Below are 15,108 nucleotides of genomic sequence, written 5' to 3' on the forward strand. Positions count from 1 at the left end.
GGGGGACCGAGATGGGCACAGCAGCCGCACAGAAGGCGGCGGAGACGGAGCCGGCCGAGGCCGGGGCGACGGCCGCGCGCACGGCGGAGCAGCAGGCCGCCTTCGACGAGGCGGTCGCCGCCGACGAGCGCATCGAGCCGCGCGACTGGATGCCGGACGCCTACCGCGCGTCCCTGATCAGGCAGATCGCGCAGCACGCGCACTCAGAGATCATCGGCATGCAGCCCGAGGCGAACTGGATCACGCGCGCCCCCTCCCTGCGGCGCAAGGCGATCCTCATGGCCAAGGTGCAGGACGAGGCCGGACACGGCCTGTATCTCTACAGCGCGGCCGAGACCCTCGGCGCCGGCCGCGACGAGCTGCTCGACAAGCTGCACTCGGGCCGCCAGAAGTACTCCTCGATCTTCAACTACCCGACGTTGACCTGGGCGGACGTAGGCGCCATCGGCTGGCTCGTGGACGGCGCCGCGATCACCAACCAGGTCCCCCTGTGCCGCTGCTCGTACGGTCCTTACGCACGCGCGATGATCCGCGTCTGCAAGGAGGAGTCCTTCCACCAGCGCCAGGGATATGAATCGCTCCTCGCCCTCAGCCGGGGCACCCAGGCCCAGCACGACATGGCGCAGGACGCGGTGAACCGCTGGTGGTGGCCCTCGCTCATGATGTTCGGCCCGCCCGACGACGAGTCGTCGCACTCCGAGCAGTCTATGACGTGGAAGATCAAGCGCCACTCGAACGACGAGCTGCGCCAGCGCTTCGTGGACATCTGCGTCCCCCAGGCCGAGTCGCTCGGCCTGACCCTGCCCGACCCGGACCTCAAGTGGAACGAAGCACGGGGCCACCACGACTTCGGCCCCATCGACTGGACCGAGTTCTGGGACGTCCTCAAGGGCAACGGCCCCTGCAACGACCAGCGCATCACCCAGCGCAGGCGGGCCCACGAAGAGGGCGCCTGGGTCAGGGAGGCCGCGGCCGCGTACGCCACGAAGCAAGCGGGCGCCGCGCGGGCGGACGCCATGGTCACCACCCACGGAGAGGCGACAGCATGAGCAGCTCGACCGACTGGCCGCTGTGGGAGGTCTTCGTCCGCTCCCGCCGCGGGCTGTCCCACACCCACGCGGGCAGCCTGCACGCACCGGACGCCGAGATGGCCCTCCGCAACGCCCGCGATCTGTACACGCGCAGGAGCGAAGGCGTCTCCCTGTGGGTCGTGCCGTCCGCCGCGATCACCGCCTCCTCGCCCGACGAGAAGGACTCCTTCTTCGAGCCCGCGGGCGACAAGCCCTACCGCCACCCGACGTTCTACGAGATCCCGGAGGGAGTGAAGCACCTGTGACCACCACACCGACTCCGACGGACAGCCGGACCGAGGCCGCGCTCGCGCTCGGCGACGATGCCCTGGTGCTCTCCCACCGCCTGGGGGAGTGGGCGGGGCACGCCCCCGTCCTCGAAGAAGAGGTCGCCCTGGCGAACATCGCCCTGGACCTCCTGGGACAGGCCCGCATCCTGCTCTCCTCGGTCGGCGACGAGGACGAGTTGGCCTACCTCCGCGAGGAGCGCGCCTTCCGCAACCTCCAGCTCGTCGAGCAGCCGAACGGCGACTTCGCCCACACCATCGCCCGCCAGCTCTACTTCTCCACCTACCAGACCCTGCTGTACGGCCGGTTGGCGTCCACGGACGGCCCGCTGGCGCCCCTGGCCGCGAAGGCCGTCAAAGAGGTCGCCTACCACCAGGACCACGCCGAGCAGTGGACCCTGCGCCTCGGTGACGGCACCGCCGAGAGCCACACACGGATGCAGCGCGGTCTCGACGCCCTCTGGCGCTTCACGGGCGAGATGTTCCAGCCCGTGGCCGGCCTGGACATCGACTCCACAGCGCTCCGGAAGAGCTGGACGGCCTCGGTGACCGCGGTCATCGAGCGCGCCACGCTCACCGTGCCCTCCGGACCGCAGACCGGAGCATGGACGGCCGGCGCCGGACGCCAGGGCCTGCACACCGAACCGTTCGGGCGGATGCTCGCCGAGATGCAGCATCTGCACCGCAGCCACCCGGGGGCATCATGGTGACGACCACGCCCACCGCACTGGAGGCGGAGCTCCTGGCCCTCGCGGGATCGGTGCCCGACCCCGAACTGCCCGTGCTGTCCCTCGCCGACCTCGGCGTGGTCCGCGGGGTACGGGTCCTGGCGCCCGGCAAGGTCGACGTCGAGCTGACCCCCACGTACACCGGCTGCCCGGCCATCGAGGCCATGACCTCCGACATCGAGCAGGTGCTGCACGAGCACGGCGTGGCCGAGGTCTCGGTGCGCACCGTCCTCTCCCCCGCCTGGTCGACGGACGACATCAGCGCCGAAGGCCGCCGCAAACTCGCCGAGTTCGGCATAGCGCCCCCTCGCGCTCACGCGGCGGACGGCCCCGTGCCGCTCAGCCTGTCGATCCGCTGCCCGCACTGCGGCTCGACCGACACCGAGCTGCTCAGCCGCTTCTCCTCCACCGCCTGCAAGGCGCTGCGCCGCTGCGCGTCCTGCCGCGAACCCTTCGATCACTTCAAGGAGCTGTGATGGCCCGCTTCCACCCGCTGCGGGTAGCGGCCGTCGACCGGCTCACCGACGACTCCGTCACGCTGACCTTCGACGTACCGCCGCCGCTGCGCGAGGAGTTCCGCTTCACCCCCGGCCAGCACCTCGCCCTGCGCCGCTTCGCCGAAGGCACCGAGATCCGGCGTACGTATTCGATCTGCTCCCCCGCCCCCCACCCCGACGCTCCCGGCCCCGAGACGCTCAAGGTCGGGGTCCGGCTCGTCGAGGACGGCGCCTTCTCCACGTACGCCTTCAAGGAGCTAGGCGTCGGCGACGAGCTGGAGGTGATGACTCCCGCGGGCCGCTTCACGCTCGACCCGGCACCCGGCCGGTACGCGGCGATAGTGGGCGGCAGCGGCATCACACCGGTCCTCTCCATCGTCACGACGCTCCTGGAGCGTGAGCCGCGGGCCCAGTTCTGTCTCATACGCAGCGACCGCACCACCGCGTCGACGATGTTCCTGGAAGAGGTGGCCGACCTCAAGGACCGCTGGCCGGGGCGGTTCCAACTGGTGACCGTGCTCTCCCGGGAGGAGCAGCAGGCGGGCCTGGACTCCGGTCGGCTCGACGAGCAGCGCCTTGCACGGCTCCTCCCGGCGCTGCTGCCCGTGGCGGAGGTCGAAGGCTGGTTCCTGTGCGGCCCGTTCGGCCTGGTGCAGGGCGCGGAGCGCACCCTGCGCGACCTCGGCGTGGCCCGACGGCACATCCACGAGGAGATATTCCACGTGGACGGGGCCGTGGCCACCACGCCCGTCGGCGCGTCGCAGGCCCCCGCGCCCGCTCACAGCACCGTGACCGTGACCCTTGACGGCCGCTCGGGCACCTGGCCCGTCCAGAGCGGTGAGACCCTGCTCGAAACGGTGCTGCGCAACCGCGCCGACGCGCCCTACGCCTGCAAGGGAGGAGTCTGCGGCACCTGTCGCGCCTTCCGGGTGTCGGGCGAGGTCCGCATGGACCACAACTACGCCCTGGAACCGGAGGAGACGGAGGCCGGATATGTACTGGCCTGCCAGTCCCGCCCGACGACGGACACCGTGGAGCTGGACTTTGACCGCTGAACGCACGGCCCGGAGGGCCCTTCTGTTCCCTTCTCCTAGAACCTGTTCTATCTTGACGGCCCGTCAGATGACTCGTCGGACGACCCGTCGGGCAATGGTCGGCGCACCGGAGGACAGGCTGTGGACTTCACCTTCACCGAGGAACAGCAGGCCGTGGTCGAAGCGGCCAAGGCGATCTTCGCCGACGTCACGCCGGACGGAGTGCCCAGCCCGGCACTCACCCCCGGCGCCATCGCCGAGGACTTCGACCGCGCCCTGTGGTCCACACTCGCCGACGCCGACCTCCTCGGCCTGCTCATCGGCCCGGAGCACGGCGGCGCGGGCCTCGACGCCATCGCCCTGTGCCTGCTGCTGCGCGAGTCGGCGAAGGTACTGGCACGGCTTCCGCTCCTGGAGAGCAGCGCCGCCGCGGCGACCGTACAGACACACGGCGGCACCGAACTGCGACAGCGCATCCTGCCGGGGGCGGCCCGCGGGGAAGTCGTCCTGACCGTCGCGGCCAACGGCAGGACCGGCCACGACCCGGCCGAACTCGCCGTCACCGCTCACCGCGACGGCGCCACCTGGACCCTGGACGGAGTGCAGACTGGCGTGCCCTGGGCGCACAACGCCGACCTCGTCCTCGTGCCCGCCCACACCCCCGACGGCCACACCGTCATCGCCCTCGTCCCCCGCGACAGCGGTGGACTCACCCTCGGTGAACAGTTCTCCACCAGCGGCGAGCGCCTCGCCGAGCTGCGCCTGGAGGCCGTACACCTCGACCCGTCCCATGTCATCGAGGCAGAAGGCGCCTGGGACCGGCTCCGCGAACTCCTCGCCACGGGTACCTGCGCGCTCGCCCTCGGCCTCGCCGAAGGCGTGCTCGGCATGACCAGCGCCTACACCAGCAAGCGCGAACAGTTCGGCCACCCCATCGCCACGTTCCAGGCGGTAGCGGTACAGGCCGCCGACCGCTACATCGACCTACGCGCCATGGAAGCCACCCTCTGGCAGGCCGCCTGGCGCATCAGCACCGCGGCGGATGGCGCCCTGCCCACCGCCGGAGACGTGGCCGTCGCCAAGATCTGGGCCTCGGAGGGCGTACGAAGGGTCGTACAGACGGCGCAGCACCTGCACGGAGGCTTCGGCGCCGACACCGACTATCCCCTGCACCGCTACCACGCCCGGGCCAAACAGCTGGAGCTGTCCCTCGGCCCCGCGGCCGCCCACGAGGAGGCCCTGGGCGACCTGCTCGCCGCCCACGCGCTCAGCTGAAGGACGACCGAGCCAGGTAGATCGTGCCCAGGGCGGCCGAATCAGATGACCGCGCCCGGCTCACCCTTGGCGTCGACGACCGGACGGCCCGCGGCGGCCCAGGCCTCCATGCCGCCCGCGACGTTCGCGGCGTCGATGCCCTGCTGCGCGAGGTACATCGTGACCTGGGCGGAACGTCCGCCGGACCGGCAGATCACGTGGACCCGGCCATCCTGTGGCGCGGCCTCCGTCAACTCGCCGTAACGGGAGACGAACTCGCTCATCGGGATGTGCAGCGCGCCCTCGGCGTGCCCCGCCCGCCATTCGTCGTCCTCACGGACGTCCAGCAGAAAATCGCCGTTCGCGAGGTCGTCGACACCGACCGTGGGCACTTGAGATCCGAAAGCCATGCCCCGACGCTACCCGACCGACACCGGGCATCGGGCAGCGCTGCGCACGAATGCGCATGCGAGGGCACACGCAGGCACACGGAGGCACACACGGGCGCCGTGCGCTACGCGGTCAGCCGCTCCAGCTCGGCCTCGCGCTCGGCGACCTGGGCGAGAAGCTGCTCGGCGATCTCGTCGAGCAGCGCGTCCGGGTCATCCGGGGCCAGCCGAAGCATCCCGCCGATCGCGCTCTCCTCCAGCTCCCTGGCGAGCACCGTGAGCAGTTCCTTGCGCTGGGCGAGCCATTCGAGGCGCGCGTACAGCTCCTCGCTGCGCGTGAGCCGCAGCTCCTCCGGAACGGGCCCCGCGGCCCACTCCTCGGACAGCTCCCGCAGCAGCGCCTCGTCACCTCGGGCATACGCGGCGTTGACCCGGGTGATGAACTCCTCGCGCCGCTGCCGCTCGTTCTCCTCCTGCGCCAGGTCGGGGTGGGCCTTGCGGGCCAGCTCGCGGTAGAGCTTGCGGGCCTCCTCGCCGGGCCGCACCCGCTGCGGCGGCCGGACCGACTGGTCGGTGAGCATCGCGGCGGCCTCGGGGTAGAGCCCCTCACCGTCCATCCAGCCGTGGAACAGCTCCTCGACGCCCGGCATGGGCATGACCCGCGCCCGGGCCTCCTCCGCCTTGCGCACGTCCTCGGGGTCACCGGTGCGCTCGGCGGTCGCCTCGGCGATCCGTGCGTCCAGCTCGTCGAGACGGGTGTACATCGGGCCGAGCTTCTGGTGGTGCAACCGGGAGAAGTTCTCGACCTCCACCCGGAAGGTCTCCAGCGCGATCTCGTACTCGATCAACGCCTGCTCGGCGGCGCGCACGGCCCGCTCAAGCCGCGCCTCGGGCCGCTCGACGCGCTCCTCGGCAGGATCAGCGGCCTGCGCCCCTGAATCCGCGGCCCGCGCCCCTGGACCGGCGGACTGCTCACCTGGACCGGCGGACTGCTCCCCAGAATCCGTTATCTGCTCCCCGCGCTCCTGGGAGCGCGCCCTGAGCCGTTCCTTGAGCTGGTCCTTGAGCCGCCCATCGGCACCCAGCTGCCGCGCTCCCTCGGTCGGGGGCTCGGGCGTCTCGGGCTGCGTGGGCTCGGCTTCCGGCGTCGTCACCCGTCCAGCCTAGGCCACGAGACACCCGCCTCCTCACATCCTCAGACCCCCTCCTCAGCCGCCACCCGCCCCTCCTTGATCGCCCGCACGAGCAGTGCGTGGTCCTGCTCCGTGCGGTCCGCGTAGGCCGTCGCGAAGCGGGTCATCGCCTCGTCCAGTTCGTCATTCTTCCCGCAGTAGCCGGCTATGAGCCGTGGGTCCGCGCTGTGCGCGTGCGCGCGGGCCAACAGGGCTCCCGTCATGCGGCCGTAGTCGTCCAGCTGGTCGGCGGACAGGGCCACCGGGTCCACGCTGCCCTTGCGGTTCCTGAACTGCCGCACCTGGTACGGCAGTCCGTCCACCGTCGTCCAGCCGAGCAAGAAGTCGCTGACGACCTGCATCCGCTTCTGGCCGAGCACCACGCGGTGCCCCTCGTGAGCCACGTCCGGCACCTTGAAGCCGGCCTCCGGCAGATGCGGCGCCAGCGCGGAGGACCGCGCCTCCTTGACCTGGAGCACCAGCGGTTCCCCCCGGTGATCGAGCAGCAGCACCACATAGGAGCGCAGGCCGACGCTGCCCGTGCCCACGACACGGAACGCCACGTCCTGTATCGCGTACCGCGCGAGCAGCGGAAGCCGGTCCTCCGTCAGCGTGCGCAGATACTCCCCGAGTGAGCCCGCCACGGCGGCGGCCTCCGCGTCCGGTATGCGCCGCAGCACGGGCGGGGCGTCGACGAAACGCCGCCCCTCGGAGCCGTCGGCGCCTTCGACCTGCTCGGTGGCTTTGGCGGCGAAGCGCGCGCTCGTGTTCTGCCGGGCCTTCTCGGCGACCTTCTCCAGGGTGCCGAGGAGGTCACGGGCGTCGGTGTGCGAGACCAACTCCTCATCGGCGATGGCGTTCCACGCGTCCAGGGCCGGCAGCTTCGCGAGCAGGCGCATGGTGCGGCGGTAGGCGCCGACCGCGTCCCGCGCGGCTGCCGCGCACACGTCATCGCTCGCCCCTGCCTCCCGGCCGGCCAGCACCAGGGAGACGGCGAGGCGCTTGAGGTCCCATTCCCAAGGGCCGTGCACCGTCTCGTCGAAGTCGTTCAGGTCGATGATGAGGCCGCCGCGCGCGTCTCCGTAGAGCCCGAAGTTCCCGGCGTGCGCGTCTCCGCATATCTGAGCGCCTATGCCGGTGACCGGCGTGGGCGCCAGGTCGTACGCCATGAGTCCGGCGGAGCCGCGCAGGAAGGCGAAGGGAGAGGCCGCCATCCTGCCGGTCCTGATCGGTGTGAGCTCCGGGAGCCTGCCGTGGTTGGCCTTCCGCACAGCGGCCACCGGGTCGGGTCGTCCGTCGCGCACGGTGAACTCCGCGTGCGCGCCGCGGGGCACCCGCGCTCGTACCGCCTTGCCCTCGCTCTTGGGCGACCTGGCCCCGGGCGCCGACCGCACGGGCCACTCCGCGAACCCCGGCACGCTCGGCAGCCGTCCGGCTCGCTGGCCCCGCGGACCGGGGATCGCCTCGCCCGCCTCGGTCCTGCTCGTCCCGGTCCTGGTTTCGGACCCGCCCTGCTTCGCCATGCCACCCGCCCCCGTCGATCGTCCGTCGACCTGGCTTCGAAGGTACCGCCGGGCTCCGGCGACCGTCAGAGCCTGTGGATAACTCGGGTGACATACATCACGGCGGCGTCTCGCGAAGGGAAAAGCAGCCGGAGCGCCCCGCACCCGAACCCTCGCCCGCGTCCGAACCCTCGCCCCGCGTTCCTACCCCAAAGGCCAGGCCCTGGCCCCGCGTCCCAGCCCCTAGGCCAGGCCCTGGCCCCGAACCCCCAGCCCGATCGCGCCCACCGACTGCCGCCGCGCGGGCACAAAAAGAAGCGGTCCTCCTCCGGATCTTCATCCGGCGGAGGACCGCTTCCTCATGGTGCGCGAGGGGGGAGTTGAACCCCCACGCCCTTTCGGGCACTGGAACCTGAATCCAGCGCGTCTGCCTATTCCGCCACCCGCGCATGGGTGCTGTCTTTGGGTCTCTCGCCGTTTGCTGCGAGCGCCTTCCGACATCCAGAAGATTAGCACGCTGATCCGGGTGGATTCACATCCGTTCCGGGCGGGCACCTGCGGCAAGGATCCGGCCGGGACGCAGCGGAGATCCGACGCGCACCACGCCCGACGGCGCTCGCCACGCACACCGCTCTCGCCCCGCACGCCCCGCTCACCGAAAGATCGCGGGAGAGCCACCCGCCCGACCACAGGCCACTGCCACTGCCACTGCCACTGCCACCACACCCCCTTCTCCCCTCCCCTCGCCCACATTCGCTCCACCCCCGCCGCCCCCCGCCACTCCCGCCCCACGCCGCCCCCGCACCCCCTCCCCAAAGCCGCAAGCGGAGCCCTGTGGAAGGGCGCGGGACCGGCTCCCCGGCCGGGTGCGGGACACTGACTCTGAGCCCCCTCTACGATCCCGGGTAAGAGAAGGCTCAAGCAGGCATACCGAGCAGCTGCCCGGAAGGGTTCCGGGGCCGAAGATCAGGGTTTCCTCAGGGTCCTGGGAGGATCTTCGGGGCAGGTGCGGGGAGTTCTTGTGAGAGGCGACACTCACCGACCGTGCGGACAGGGGGAACCAGCCGATTTCCCGGCGCGTGGATACGATCAGTAAGCAGTACCAGGATGACTACGACGGAGGAGGTGCCCCATGGGAGTCCTGAAGAAGTTCGAACAGCGACTTGAAGGTCTGGTCAACGGCACCTTCGCCAAGGTGTTCAAATCCGAGGTCCAGCCTGTCGAGATCGCCGGCGCCCTCCAGCGGGAGTGCGACAACAACGCCACGATCTGGAACCGCGAGCGGACCGTCGTCCCCAACGATTTCATCGTGGAGCTCAGCGCGCCCGACTTCGAGCGTCTCAGCCCCTACTCCGGGCAGCTCGGCGACGAGCTCTCCGGCATGGTGCGCGACTACGCCAAGCAGCAGCGCTACAGCTTCATGGGCCCCATCAAGGTCCACCTGGAGAAGGCCGACGACCTCGACACGGGTCTGTACCGCGTGCGGAGCCGGACGCTCGCCTCCAGCACGTCCCAGGGCCCCGAGAGCCCCGCGGGCCCCGCGTCCGGCGGCCCCTCGGCCCCCGGCCGTGGTCCCGGTGGCGGCTATGGCTATCCGCCGCCGGCCTCCGGTCCTGGTGCTCCCGGCGCTCCCGGCGCCGGTGCTCCTCCGATGCCGGCGGCACCGCCGCCCGGCGGGAGCCGCCCCGGCGGCCAGCCCCCGGTTCCGAGCAGGCCCGCGGGCCCCGGAGCCGGTCCTCTCCCGGGCGCCCAGGTGCGGCGCTGGATCGAGATCAACGGCAATCGCCATCAGATCTCCCGCCCGACGCTGGTGCTGGGACGCAGCACCGACGCCGATGTGCGGATCGACGACCCCGGCGTATCGCGCCGGCACTGTGAGATCCGGACCGGAACGCCCTCGACGATCCAGGATCTCGGGTCTACCAACGGCATCGTGGTAGACGGGCAGCACACCACCCGCGCTACGCTCCGCGACGGCTCGCGGATCGTCGTGGGCCAAACCACCATCGTTTACCGGCAAGCCGAAGGGTGAAGCGGGGGCAATGTCAGAGCTGACCCTGACGGTCATGCGGCTAGGTTTCCTGGCCGTTCTGTGGCTGTTCGTGATCGTGGCCGTCCAGGTCATCCGCAGCGACCTGTTCGGAACGCGCGTCACGCAGCGCGGTTCACGCCGCGAGCGGCCACAGCAGGCCGCCCGCCAACAACAGCAGGCGGCACCACCGCCACAGCGCCAGCAGCAGGGCGGTGGCGGACGCCAGCGCCGCGGCGCCCCCAGCAAGCTCGTCGTGTCCGAGGGCATCCTCGCCGGGACGACGGTCGCGCTGCAGGGCCAGACCATCACGCTGGGCCGTGCCCACGATTCCACGATCGTGCTGGACGACGACTACGCCTCCAGCAGGCATGCCAGGATCTACCCGGACCGTGACGGCCAGTGGATCGTCGAGGATCTCGGGTCCACCAACGGCACGTATCTGGACCGGACCCGACTCACCACCCCGACGCCCGTTCCGCTGGGCGCGCCGATCCGCATCGGCAAGACCGTCATCGAGCTGCGGAAGTAGTACGACAATGAGCGAGCGGAGCGAGCGAGCCGAAGCGGCTGTCCAGGCACTGGACGCCGGCGCGCTCCCGACCGGAGGGTGGGCACCGTGCGGATGTACCCGGAGCCGACGGGCGAGGTGCGCATGAGTCTGTCTTTGCGCTTCGCCGCCGGATCGCACAAAGGCATGATCCGGGAGGGGAACGAGGACTCCGGTTACGCCGGCCCGCGTCTCCTCGCCATCGCCGACGGCATGGGGGGCCAGGCCGCGGGTGAGGTGGCGAGCTCCGAGGTGATCTCGACGCTCGTCACGCTCGACGACGACGTCCCCGGCTCGGACATCCTGACGTCCCTCGGTACGGCCGTGCAGCGGGCCAACGACCAGCTGCGGATGATGGTCGAGGAGGACCCCCAGCTAGAGGGCATGGGGACGACCCTGACCGCCTTGCTGTGGACCGGACAGCGGCTGGGCCTCGTACACGTCGGTGACTCGCGGGCCTATCTGCTGCGGGACGGGGTGCTCACGCAGATCACCCAGGACCACACCTGGGTGCAGCGGCTCGTCGACGAGGGCCGCATCACCGAGGAAGAGGCCACGACGCATCCGCAGCGCTCCCTGCTGATGCGCGCGCTGGGCAGCGGTGACCATGTCGAGCCCGACCTGTCGATCCGTGAAGTCCGCGCCGGTGACCGTTACTTGATCTGTTCGGACGGCCTCTCCGGGGTCGTCTCGCACCAGACCATGGAGGAAACCCTCGCGTCCTACCAGGGCCCGCAGGAGACCGTGCAGGAGCTGATCCAGCTCGCGCTGCGCGGTGGCGGCCCGGACAACATCACCGTGATCGTCGCCGACGTCCTGGACATCGACAGCGGCGACACCCTGGCCGGCCAGCTCTCCGACACCCCCGTGGTCGTCGGCGCGGTCGCGGAGAACCAGCTGCAGTCGCAGGACGACGGCGCCATGCAGACGCCCGCGGGCCGCGCTTCCGGGCTCGGCCGCCCGGTGCCGCCGCAGCCGTCCGGCGGGGGCGGCTTCGGACCGCCCGGAAGCGGCGACTCCGTGGGCTATGCCCCCGAAGGCAGCTTCGGGGCGTACGACGACGACGATTTCGTGAAGCCCCGCGGCGGCCGCAAGTGGCTCAAGAGATCCTTCTACGTGGTGCTCGCCCTCGCCGTCGTCGGCGGTGGTCTCTACGGTGGCTACCGCTGGACGCAGACGCAGTACTACGTGGGGACGAAGGGCGAGCACATCGCCCTCTACCGGGGCATCGACCAGGACCTGGCCTGGGTCAGTCTCTCGAAGGTCGAGAAGGACCACCCCGAGATCGAACTCAAGTACCTGCCGCCCTACCAGCGCAAGCAGGTGGAGGCGACCATTCCCGGGGGCGACCTGGGTGAGGCGCAGGGCAAGATCGACGAGCTTGGCCTGCAGGCGTCCGCGTGCAAGAAGGACGCCGAGCGCCGCAAGGTCGAGCGCGAGAACAACGCCAAGACCGGCGAGGGAGAGGCGGGCGGCTCGACCGGGCTGCGCACGGCGCCGACCCCGGACCCGACCGACCCGTCCGGCACCACCGAGGACGGCAAGAACAGCACGACCGACAAGAACAAGTCCAAGACCGCACCGACTCCCACACCCGGCCCCAGCCTCTCCGAGGATGAGCAGAAGCTGGTCCCGCTGTGCGGTAAGCAGTAAGCAGCCGTTGGGGGCCTCTGCACGCCATGAGCAGTACTACACACACGTCGACGATCGGCGCGATCGGGGCGCCGAGCCGGCGCAACACCGAGCTCGCGCTGCTCGCGTTCGCGGTCGTCATCCCGCTGTTCGCCTACATCAACGTAGGCCTCGCGCTTGATGGTGAGCTGCCGTCCGGCATGCTCGGTTACGGGATGGGGCTCGGCCTGCTCGCAGGCGTCGGCCACATCGTCGTACGAAAATTCGCCGCGTACGCGGACCCGCTGCTCGTGCCGCTGGCCACCGTGCTCAACGGCCTCGGTCTCGTCGTGATCTGGCGGCTCGACCAGTCGGACAAACTGCAGGCCCGCGCGAAGGCACAGTTCGGCGCCTTCAGCCCGTCCGCGCCGAACCAGCTGATGTACTCGGCGATCGGCATCGCGCTCTTCGTGGCCGTGCTGCTGCTGCTCAAGGACCACCGCGTCCTGCAGCGCTACACGTACATCTCCATGGTCGGTGCCCTGATCCTGCTGCTCCTGCCGCTCGTGCCGGGCCTCGGTATGGACGTGTTCGGCGCGAAGATCTGGATCCGGGTCGGTGGTTTCTCCATCCAGCCGGGTGAGTTCGCGAAGATCGTCATCGCGATCTTCTTCGCCGGCTATCTGATGGTGAAACGCGACGCGCTCGCCCTGGCCAGCCGTCGTTTCATGGGCCTGTACCTGCCGCGTGGCCGTGACCTCGGCCCGATCATCGTCGTCTGGGCGATCTCGATCCTCATCCTGGTGTTCGAGACCGACCTCGGTACGTCGCTGCTGTTCTTCGGCATGTTCGTCGTGATGCTGTACGTCGCCACGGAGCGCACCAGCTGGATCGTCTTCGGTCTGCTGATGTCCGCTGTCGGCGCCGTCGGTGTGGCCTCGTTCGAGCCGCACGTGCAGCAGCGTGTGGACGCCTGGCTCAATCCGTTCTCGGACGCGACCCTTCAGCAGACGGACCAGATCGCCCAGTCCCTCATGGCCTTCGGCTCCGGCGGTGTCCTCGGTACGGGACTCGGGCAGGGCAACTCCGACCTCATCGGCTTCGCGGCCAACTCCGACTTCATCCTCGCCACCTTCGGCGAGGAGATGGGTCTGGCCGGCGTCATGGCGATCCTGCTGATCTACGGGCTGATCGTCGAGCGCGGTGTCCGCACGGCGCTCGCCGCCCGCGACCCGTTCGGCAAGCTCCTCGCGATCGGCCTCTCCGGGGCCTTCGCCATCCAGGTCTTCGTCGTCTCCGGCGGCGTCATGGGCCTGATCCCGCTGACCGGTATGACCATGCCCTTCCTGGCGTACGGCGGTTCCTCCGTGATCGCCAACTGGGCACTGATCGGCATCCTGATCCGGATCAGCGACACCGCGCGCCGCCCCGCCCCGTCCCCCGCCCCGAACCCCGATGCTGAGATGACCCAGGTGGTCCGACCGTGAACAAGCCCCTGCGCCGGATCGCGATCTTCTGCGGGCTGCTCGTCTTCGCCCTGCTCGCCCGGGACAACTGGCTCCAGTACGTCCAGGCCGACACCCTGGCCAAGCACGAGAAGAACCGCCGCGTCACCATCGAGCGCTACTCCCAGCCGCGCGGCGACATCATCGTCGACGGCAAGCCCATCACCGGCTCCAAGGCCACCCCGGGCAGCGACCTGAAGTACAAGCGCACCTGGAAGAACGGGCCCATGTGGGCCCCCGTCACCGGGTACTCCTCGCAGCGCATCGGCGCCAACCAGCTGGAGTACATCGACGACGGCATCCTCACCGGCAACGACGACCGGCTCTTCTTCCGCCGCACGCTCGACATGCTGACCGGCGAGAAGAAGGAGGGCGGCAATGTCGTCACCACCCTCAACGGCGCCGCGCAGAAGGCCGCATACGACGGTCTGAAGGGCCGCGGCAAGGGTGCCGTCGCCGCGATCGACCCGTCCACGGGCGCGATCCTGGCGCTGGCCTCCACGCCCTCGTACGACCCGGGTGACTTCGCCGGCAACACCAACGACGAAGCGCAGAAGTTCCTGGACCTCGACAAGGACAAGGACAAGCCGCTGGTCAACCGCGCGCTGCGCGAGACCTACCCGCCCGGCTCCACCTTCAAGGTGGTCACGGCGGCGGCCGCCCTGGAGCACGGCCTGTACGACGACATCGACGGCAAGACGGACTCGCCGCTGCCCTGGACGATGCCGAACACCACGACCCCGCTGAAGAACGAGGGCAACATCCCCTGCAAGAACGCCACGCTGCGTGAGGCGCTGCGGGTGTCCTGCAACACCGTCTTCGGCAAGATCGGTTCCGATCTCGGCAAGGACAAGATGCTGGAGACGGCGAAGAAGTTCGGCTTCAACTCCGAGCAGTTCGTGCCGGTCCGCTCCAACGCGTCGAACTTCCCCGAGGACATGGACAAGCCGCAGACCGCGCTGTCCTCCATCGGCCAGTTCGAGACGGCCGCGACGCCGTTGCAGATGGCCATGGTCGCCTCCGCGATCGCCAACGACGGCACGCTCATGGAGCCGTACATGGTTGACGAGCTGCAGGCGAGGAACCTGGACACCATCGAGAAGCACTCGCCCAAGGAGATGAGCGAGCCGCTGTCGAAGGAGAACGCCCAGAAGGTCCAGGAAATGATGGAGACGGTCGTCGAAGAGGGCACGGGAACCAACGCCAAGATCCCCGGCGTCACTGTCGGCGGCAAGACCGGTACGGCGCAGCACGGCGTCGCCAACAGCAAGAACCCGTACGCCTGGTTCATCTCGTACGCCAAGACGGATTCCGGTTCGCCGGTCGCCGTCGCCGTGGTGGTCGAGGACAGCAAGGCCAGCCGTGACGACATCTCCGGTGGTGGCCTCGCCGCGCCCATCGCCAGGGACGTGATGAAGGCAGTCATCGACAGCAAGAAGTGACCCCGGTCACGGCGACTCCCCATCGGTGCACGTTGCGG

At 70.1% G+C, this 15,108-nt stretch carries 14 protein-coding genes and 1 tRNA gene; 11 read left to right on the forward strand and 4 right to left on the reverse strand.

Annotated features, from left to right (window positions below; translation table 11 throughout):
- The first annotated feature begins 11 nt into the window (after positions 1-11).
- The 6 genes from paaA to AB0I16_RS08910 all read left to right on the forward strand — a co-directional run bounded on the left by paaA (position 12) and on the right by AB0I16_RS08910 (position 4,891).
- Positions 12-1,049 carry a 1,2-phenylacetyl-CoA epoxidase subunit PaaA gene (gene paaA, locus AB0I16_RS08885; protein WP_363248620.1) on the forward strand — a complete coding sequence of 346 codons (1,038 nt, stop codon included), beginning with the start codon at positions 12-14 and terminating at the stop codon, positions 1,047-1,049.
- Entirely contained in the window at positions 1,046-1,336 is a 291-nt protein-coding gene (paaB, locus tag AB0I16_RS08890; RefSeq protein WP_223775731.1) for a 1,2-phenylacetyl-CoA epoxidase subunit PaaB, read from the forward strand. The genes paaA and paaB overlap by 4 nt, the downstream gene beginning before the upstream one ends.
- A complete protein-coding gene (gene paaC / locus AB0I16_RS08895) occupies positions 1,333-2,067 on the forward strand; it encodes a 1,2-phenylacetyl-CoA epoxidase subunit PaaC (protein ID WP_363248621.1) in 735 nt (244 codons plus the stop codon). The genes paaB and paaC overlap by 4 nt, the downstream gene beginning before the upstream one ends.
- Entirely contained in the window at positions 2,061-2,561 is a 501-nt protein-coding gene (gene paaD, locus AB0I16_RS08900) for a 1,2-phenylacetyl-CoA epoxidase subunit PaaD (RefSeq protein WP_363248622.1), read from the forward strand. Before paaC ends, paaD begins: the two co-directional genes overlap by 7 nt.
- A complete protein-coding gene (locus tag AB0I16_RS08905; protein WP_363248623.1) occupies positions 2,561-3,637 on the forward strand; it encodes a 2Fe-2S iron-sulfur cluster-binding protein in 1,077 nt (358 codons plus the stop codon). Before paaD ends, AB0I16_RS08905 begins: the two co-directional genes overlap by 1 nt.
- A gap of 120 nt (positions 3,638-3,757) precedes the next feature.
- Positions 3,758-4,891, forward strand: a complete 1,134-nt coding sequence (locus AB0I16_RS08910) for an acyl-CoA dehydrogenase family protein (RefSeq protein ID WP_363248624.1) — start codon at positions 3,758-3,760, stop codon at positions 4,889-4,891.
- A gap of 41 nt (positions 4,892-4,932) precedes the next feature.
- On the opposite strand, the gene AB0I16_RS08915 is transcribed toward AB0I16_RS08910, so the two are convergent.
- The 4 genes from AB0I16_RS08915 to AB0I16_RS08930 all read right to left on the reverse strand — a co-directional run bounded on the left by AB0I16_RS08915 (position 4,933) and on the right by AB0I16_RS08930 (position 8,382).
- Positions 4,933-5,280 carry a rhodanese-like domain-containing protein gene (locus tag AB0I16_RS08915; RefSeq protein ID WP_363248625.1) on the reverse strand — a complete coding sequence of 116 codons (348 nt, stop codon included), beginning with the start codon at positions 5,278-5,280 and terminating at the stop codon, positions 4,933-4,935.
- 104 nt (positions 5,281-5,384) lie between these two features.
- Entirely contained in the window at positions 5,385-6,413 is a 1,029-nt protein-coding gene (locus AB0I16_RS08920) for a hypothetical protein (protein WP_363248626.1), read from the reverse strand.
- Positions 6,414-6,454: 41 nt separating this feature from the next.
- The gene (locus AB0I16_RS08925) at positions 6,455-7,954 is read right to left on the reverse strand and encodes a DUF2252 domain-containing protein (RefSeq protein ID WP_363248627.1); all 1,500 of its coding nucleotides are present in this window, start codon (positions 7,952-7,954) and stop codon (positions 6,455-6,457) included.
- Between the two features lie 341 nt (positions 7,955-8,295).
- Positions 8,296-8,382 (reverse strand) — tRNA-Leu (locus AB0I16_RS08930).
- A 683-nt stretch (positions 8,383-9,065) separates the two neighbouring features.
- Here AB0I16_RS08930 and AB0I16_RS08935 point away from each other — a divergent pair.
- The 5 genes from AB0I16_RS08935 to AB0I16_RS08955 all read left to right on the forward strand — a co-directional run bounded on the left by AB0I16_RS08935 (position 9,066) and on the right by AB0I16_RS08955 (position 15,070).
- Positions 9,066-9,965, forward strand: coding sequence for a DUF3662 and FHA domain-containing protein (locus AB0I16_RS08935; protein WP_363248628.1), 900 nt, complete (start codon positions 9,066-9,068; stop codon positions 9,963-9,965).
- A 10-nt stretch (positions 9,966-9,975) separates the two neighbouring features.
- Positions 9,976-10,494, forward strand: coding sequence for an FHA domain-containing protein (locus tag AB0I16_RS08940; RefSeq protein ID WP_062774409.1), 519 nt, complete (start codon positions 9,976-9,978; stop codon positions 10,492-10,494).
- Positions 10,495-10,617: 123 nt separating this feature from the next.
- On the forward strand, positions 10,618-12,165 hold the full coding sequence (locus tag AB0I16_RS08945) for a Stp1/IreP family PP2C-type Ser/Thr phosphatase (protein ID WP_363248629.1): 1,548 nt from the start codon (positions 10,618-10,620) through the stop codon (positions 12,163-12,165).
- Between the two features lie 26 nt (positions 12,166-12,191).
- Positions 12,192-13,610, forward strand: a complete 1,419-nt coding sequence (locus AB0I16_RS08950; RefSeq protein ID WP_363248630.1) for an FtsW/RodA/SpoVE family cell cycle protein — start codon at positions 12,192-12,194, stop codon at positions 13,608-13,610.
- Positions 13,607-15,070, forward strand: a complete 1,464-nt coding sequence (locus tag AB0I16_RS08955; RefSeq protein WP_363248631.1) for a penicillin-binding protein 2 — start codon at positions 13,607-13,609, stop codon at positions 15,068-15,070. Before AB0I16_RS08950 ends, AB0I16_RS08955 begins: the two co-directional genes overlap by 4 nt.
- Positions 15,071-15,108 lie beyond the last annotated feature (38 nt).

This window comes from Streptomyces sp. NPDC050703 (assembly GCF_040654435.1).
In the GTDB taxonomy this organism is placed as follows: Bacteria; Actinomycetota; Actinomycetes; order Streptomycetales; family Streptomycetaceae; genus Streptomyces.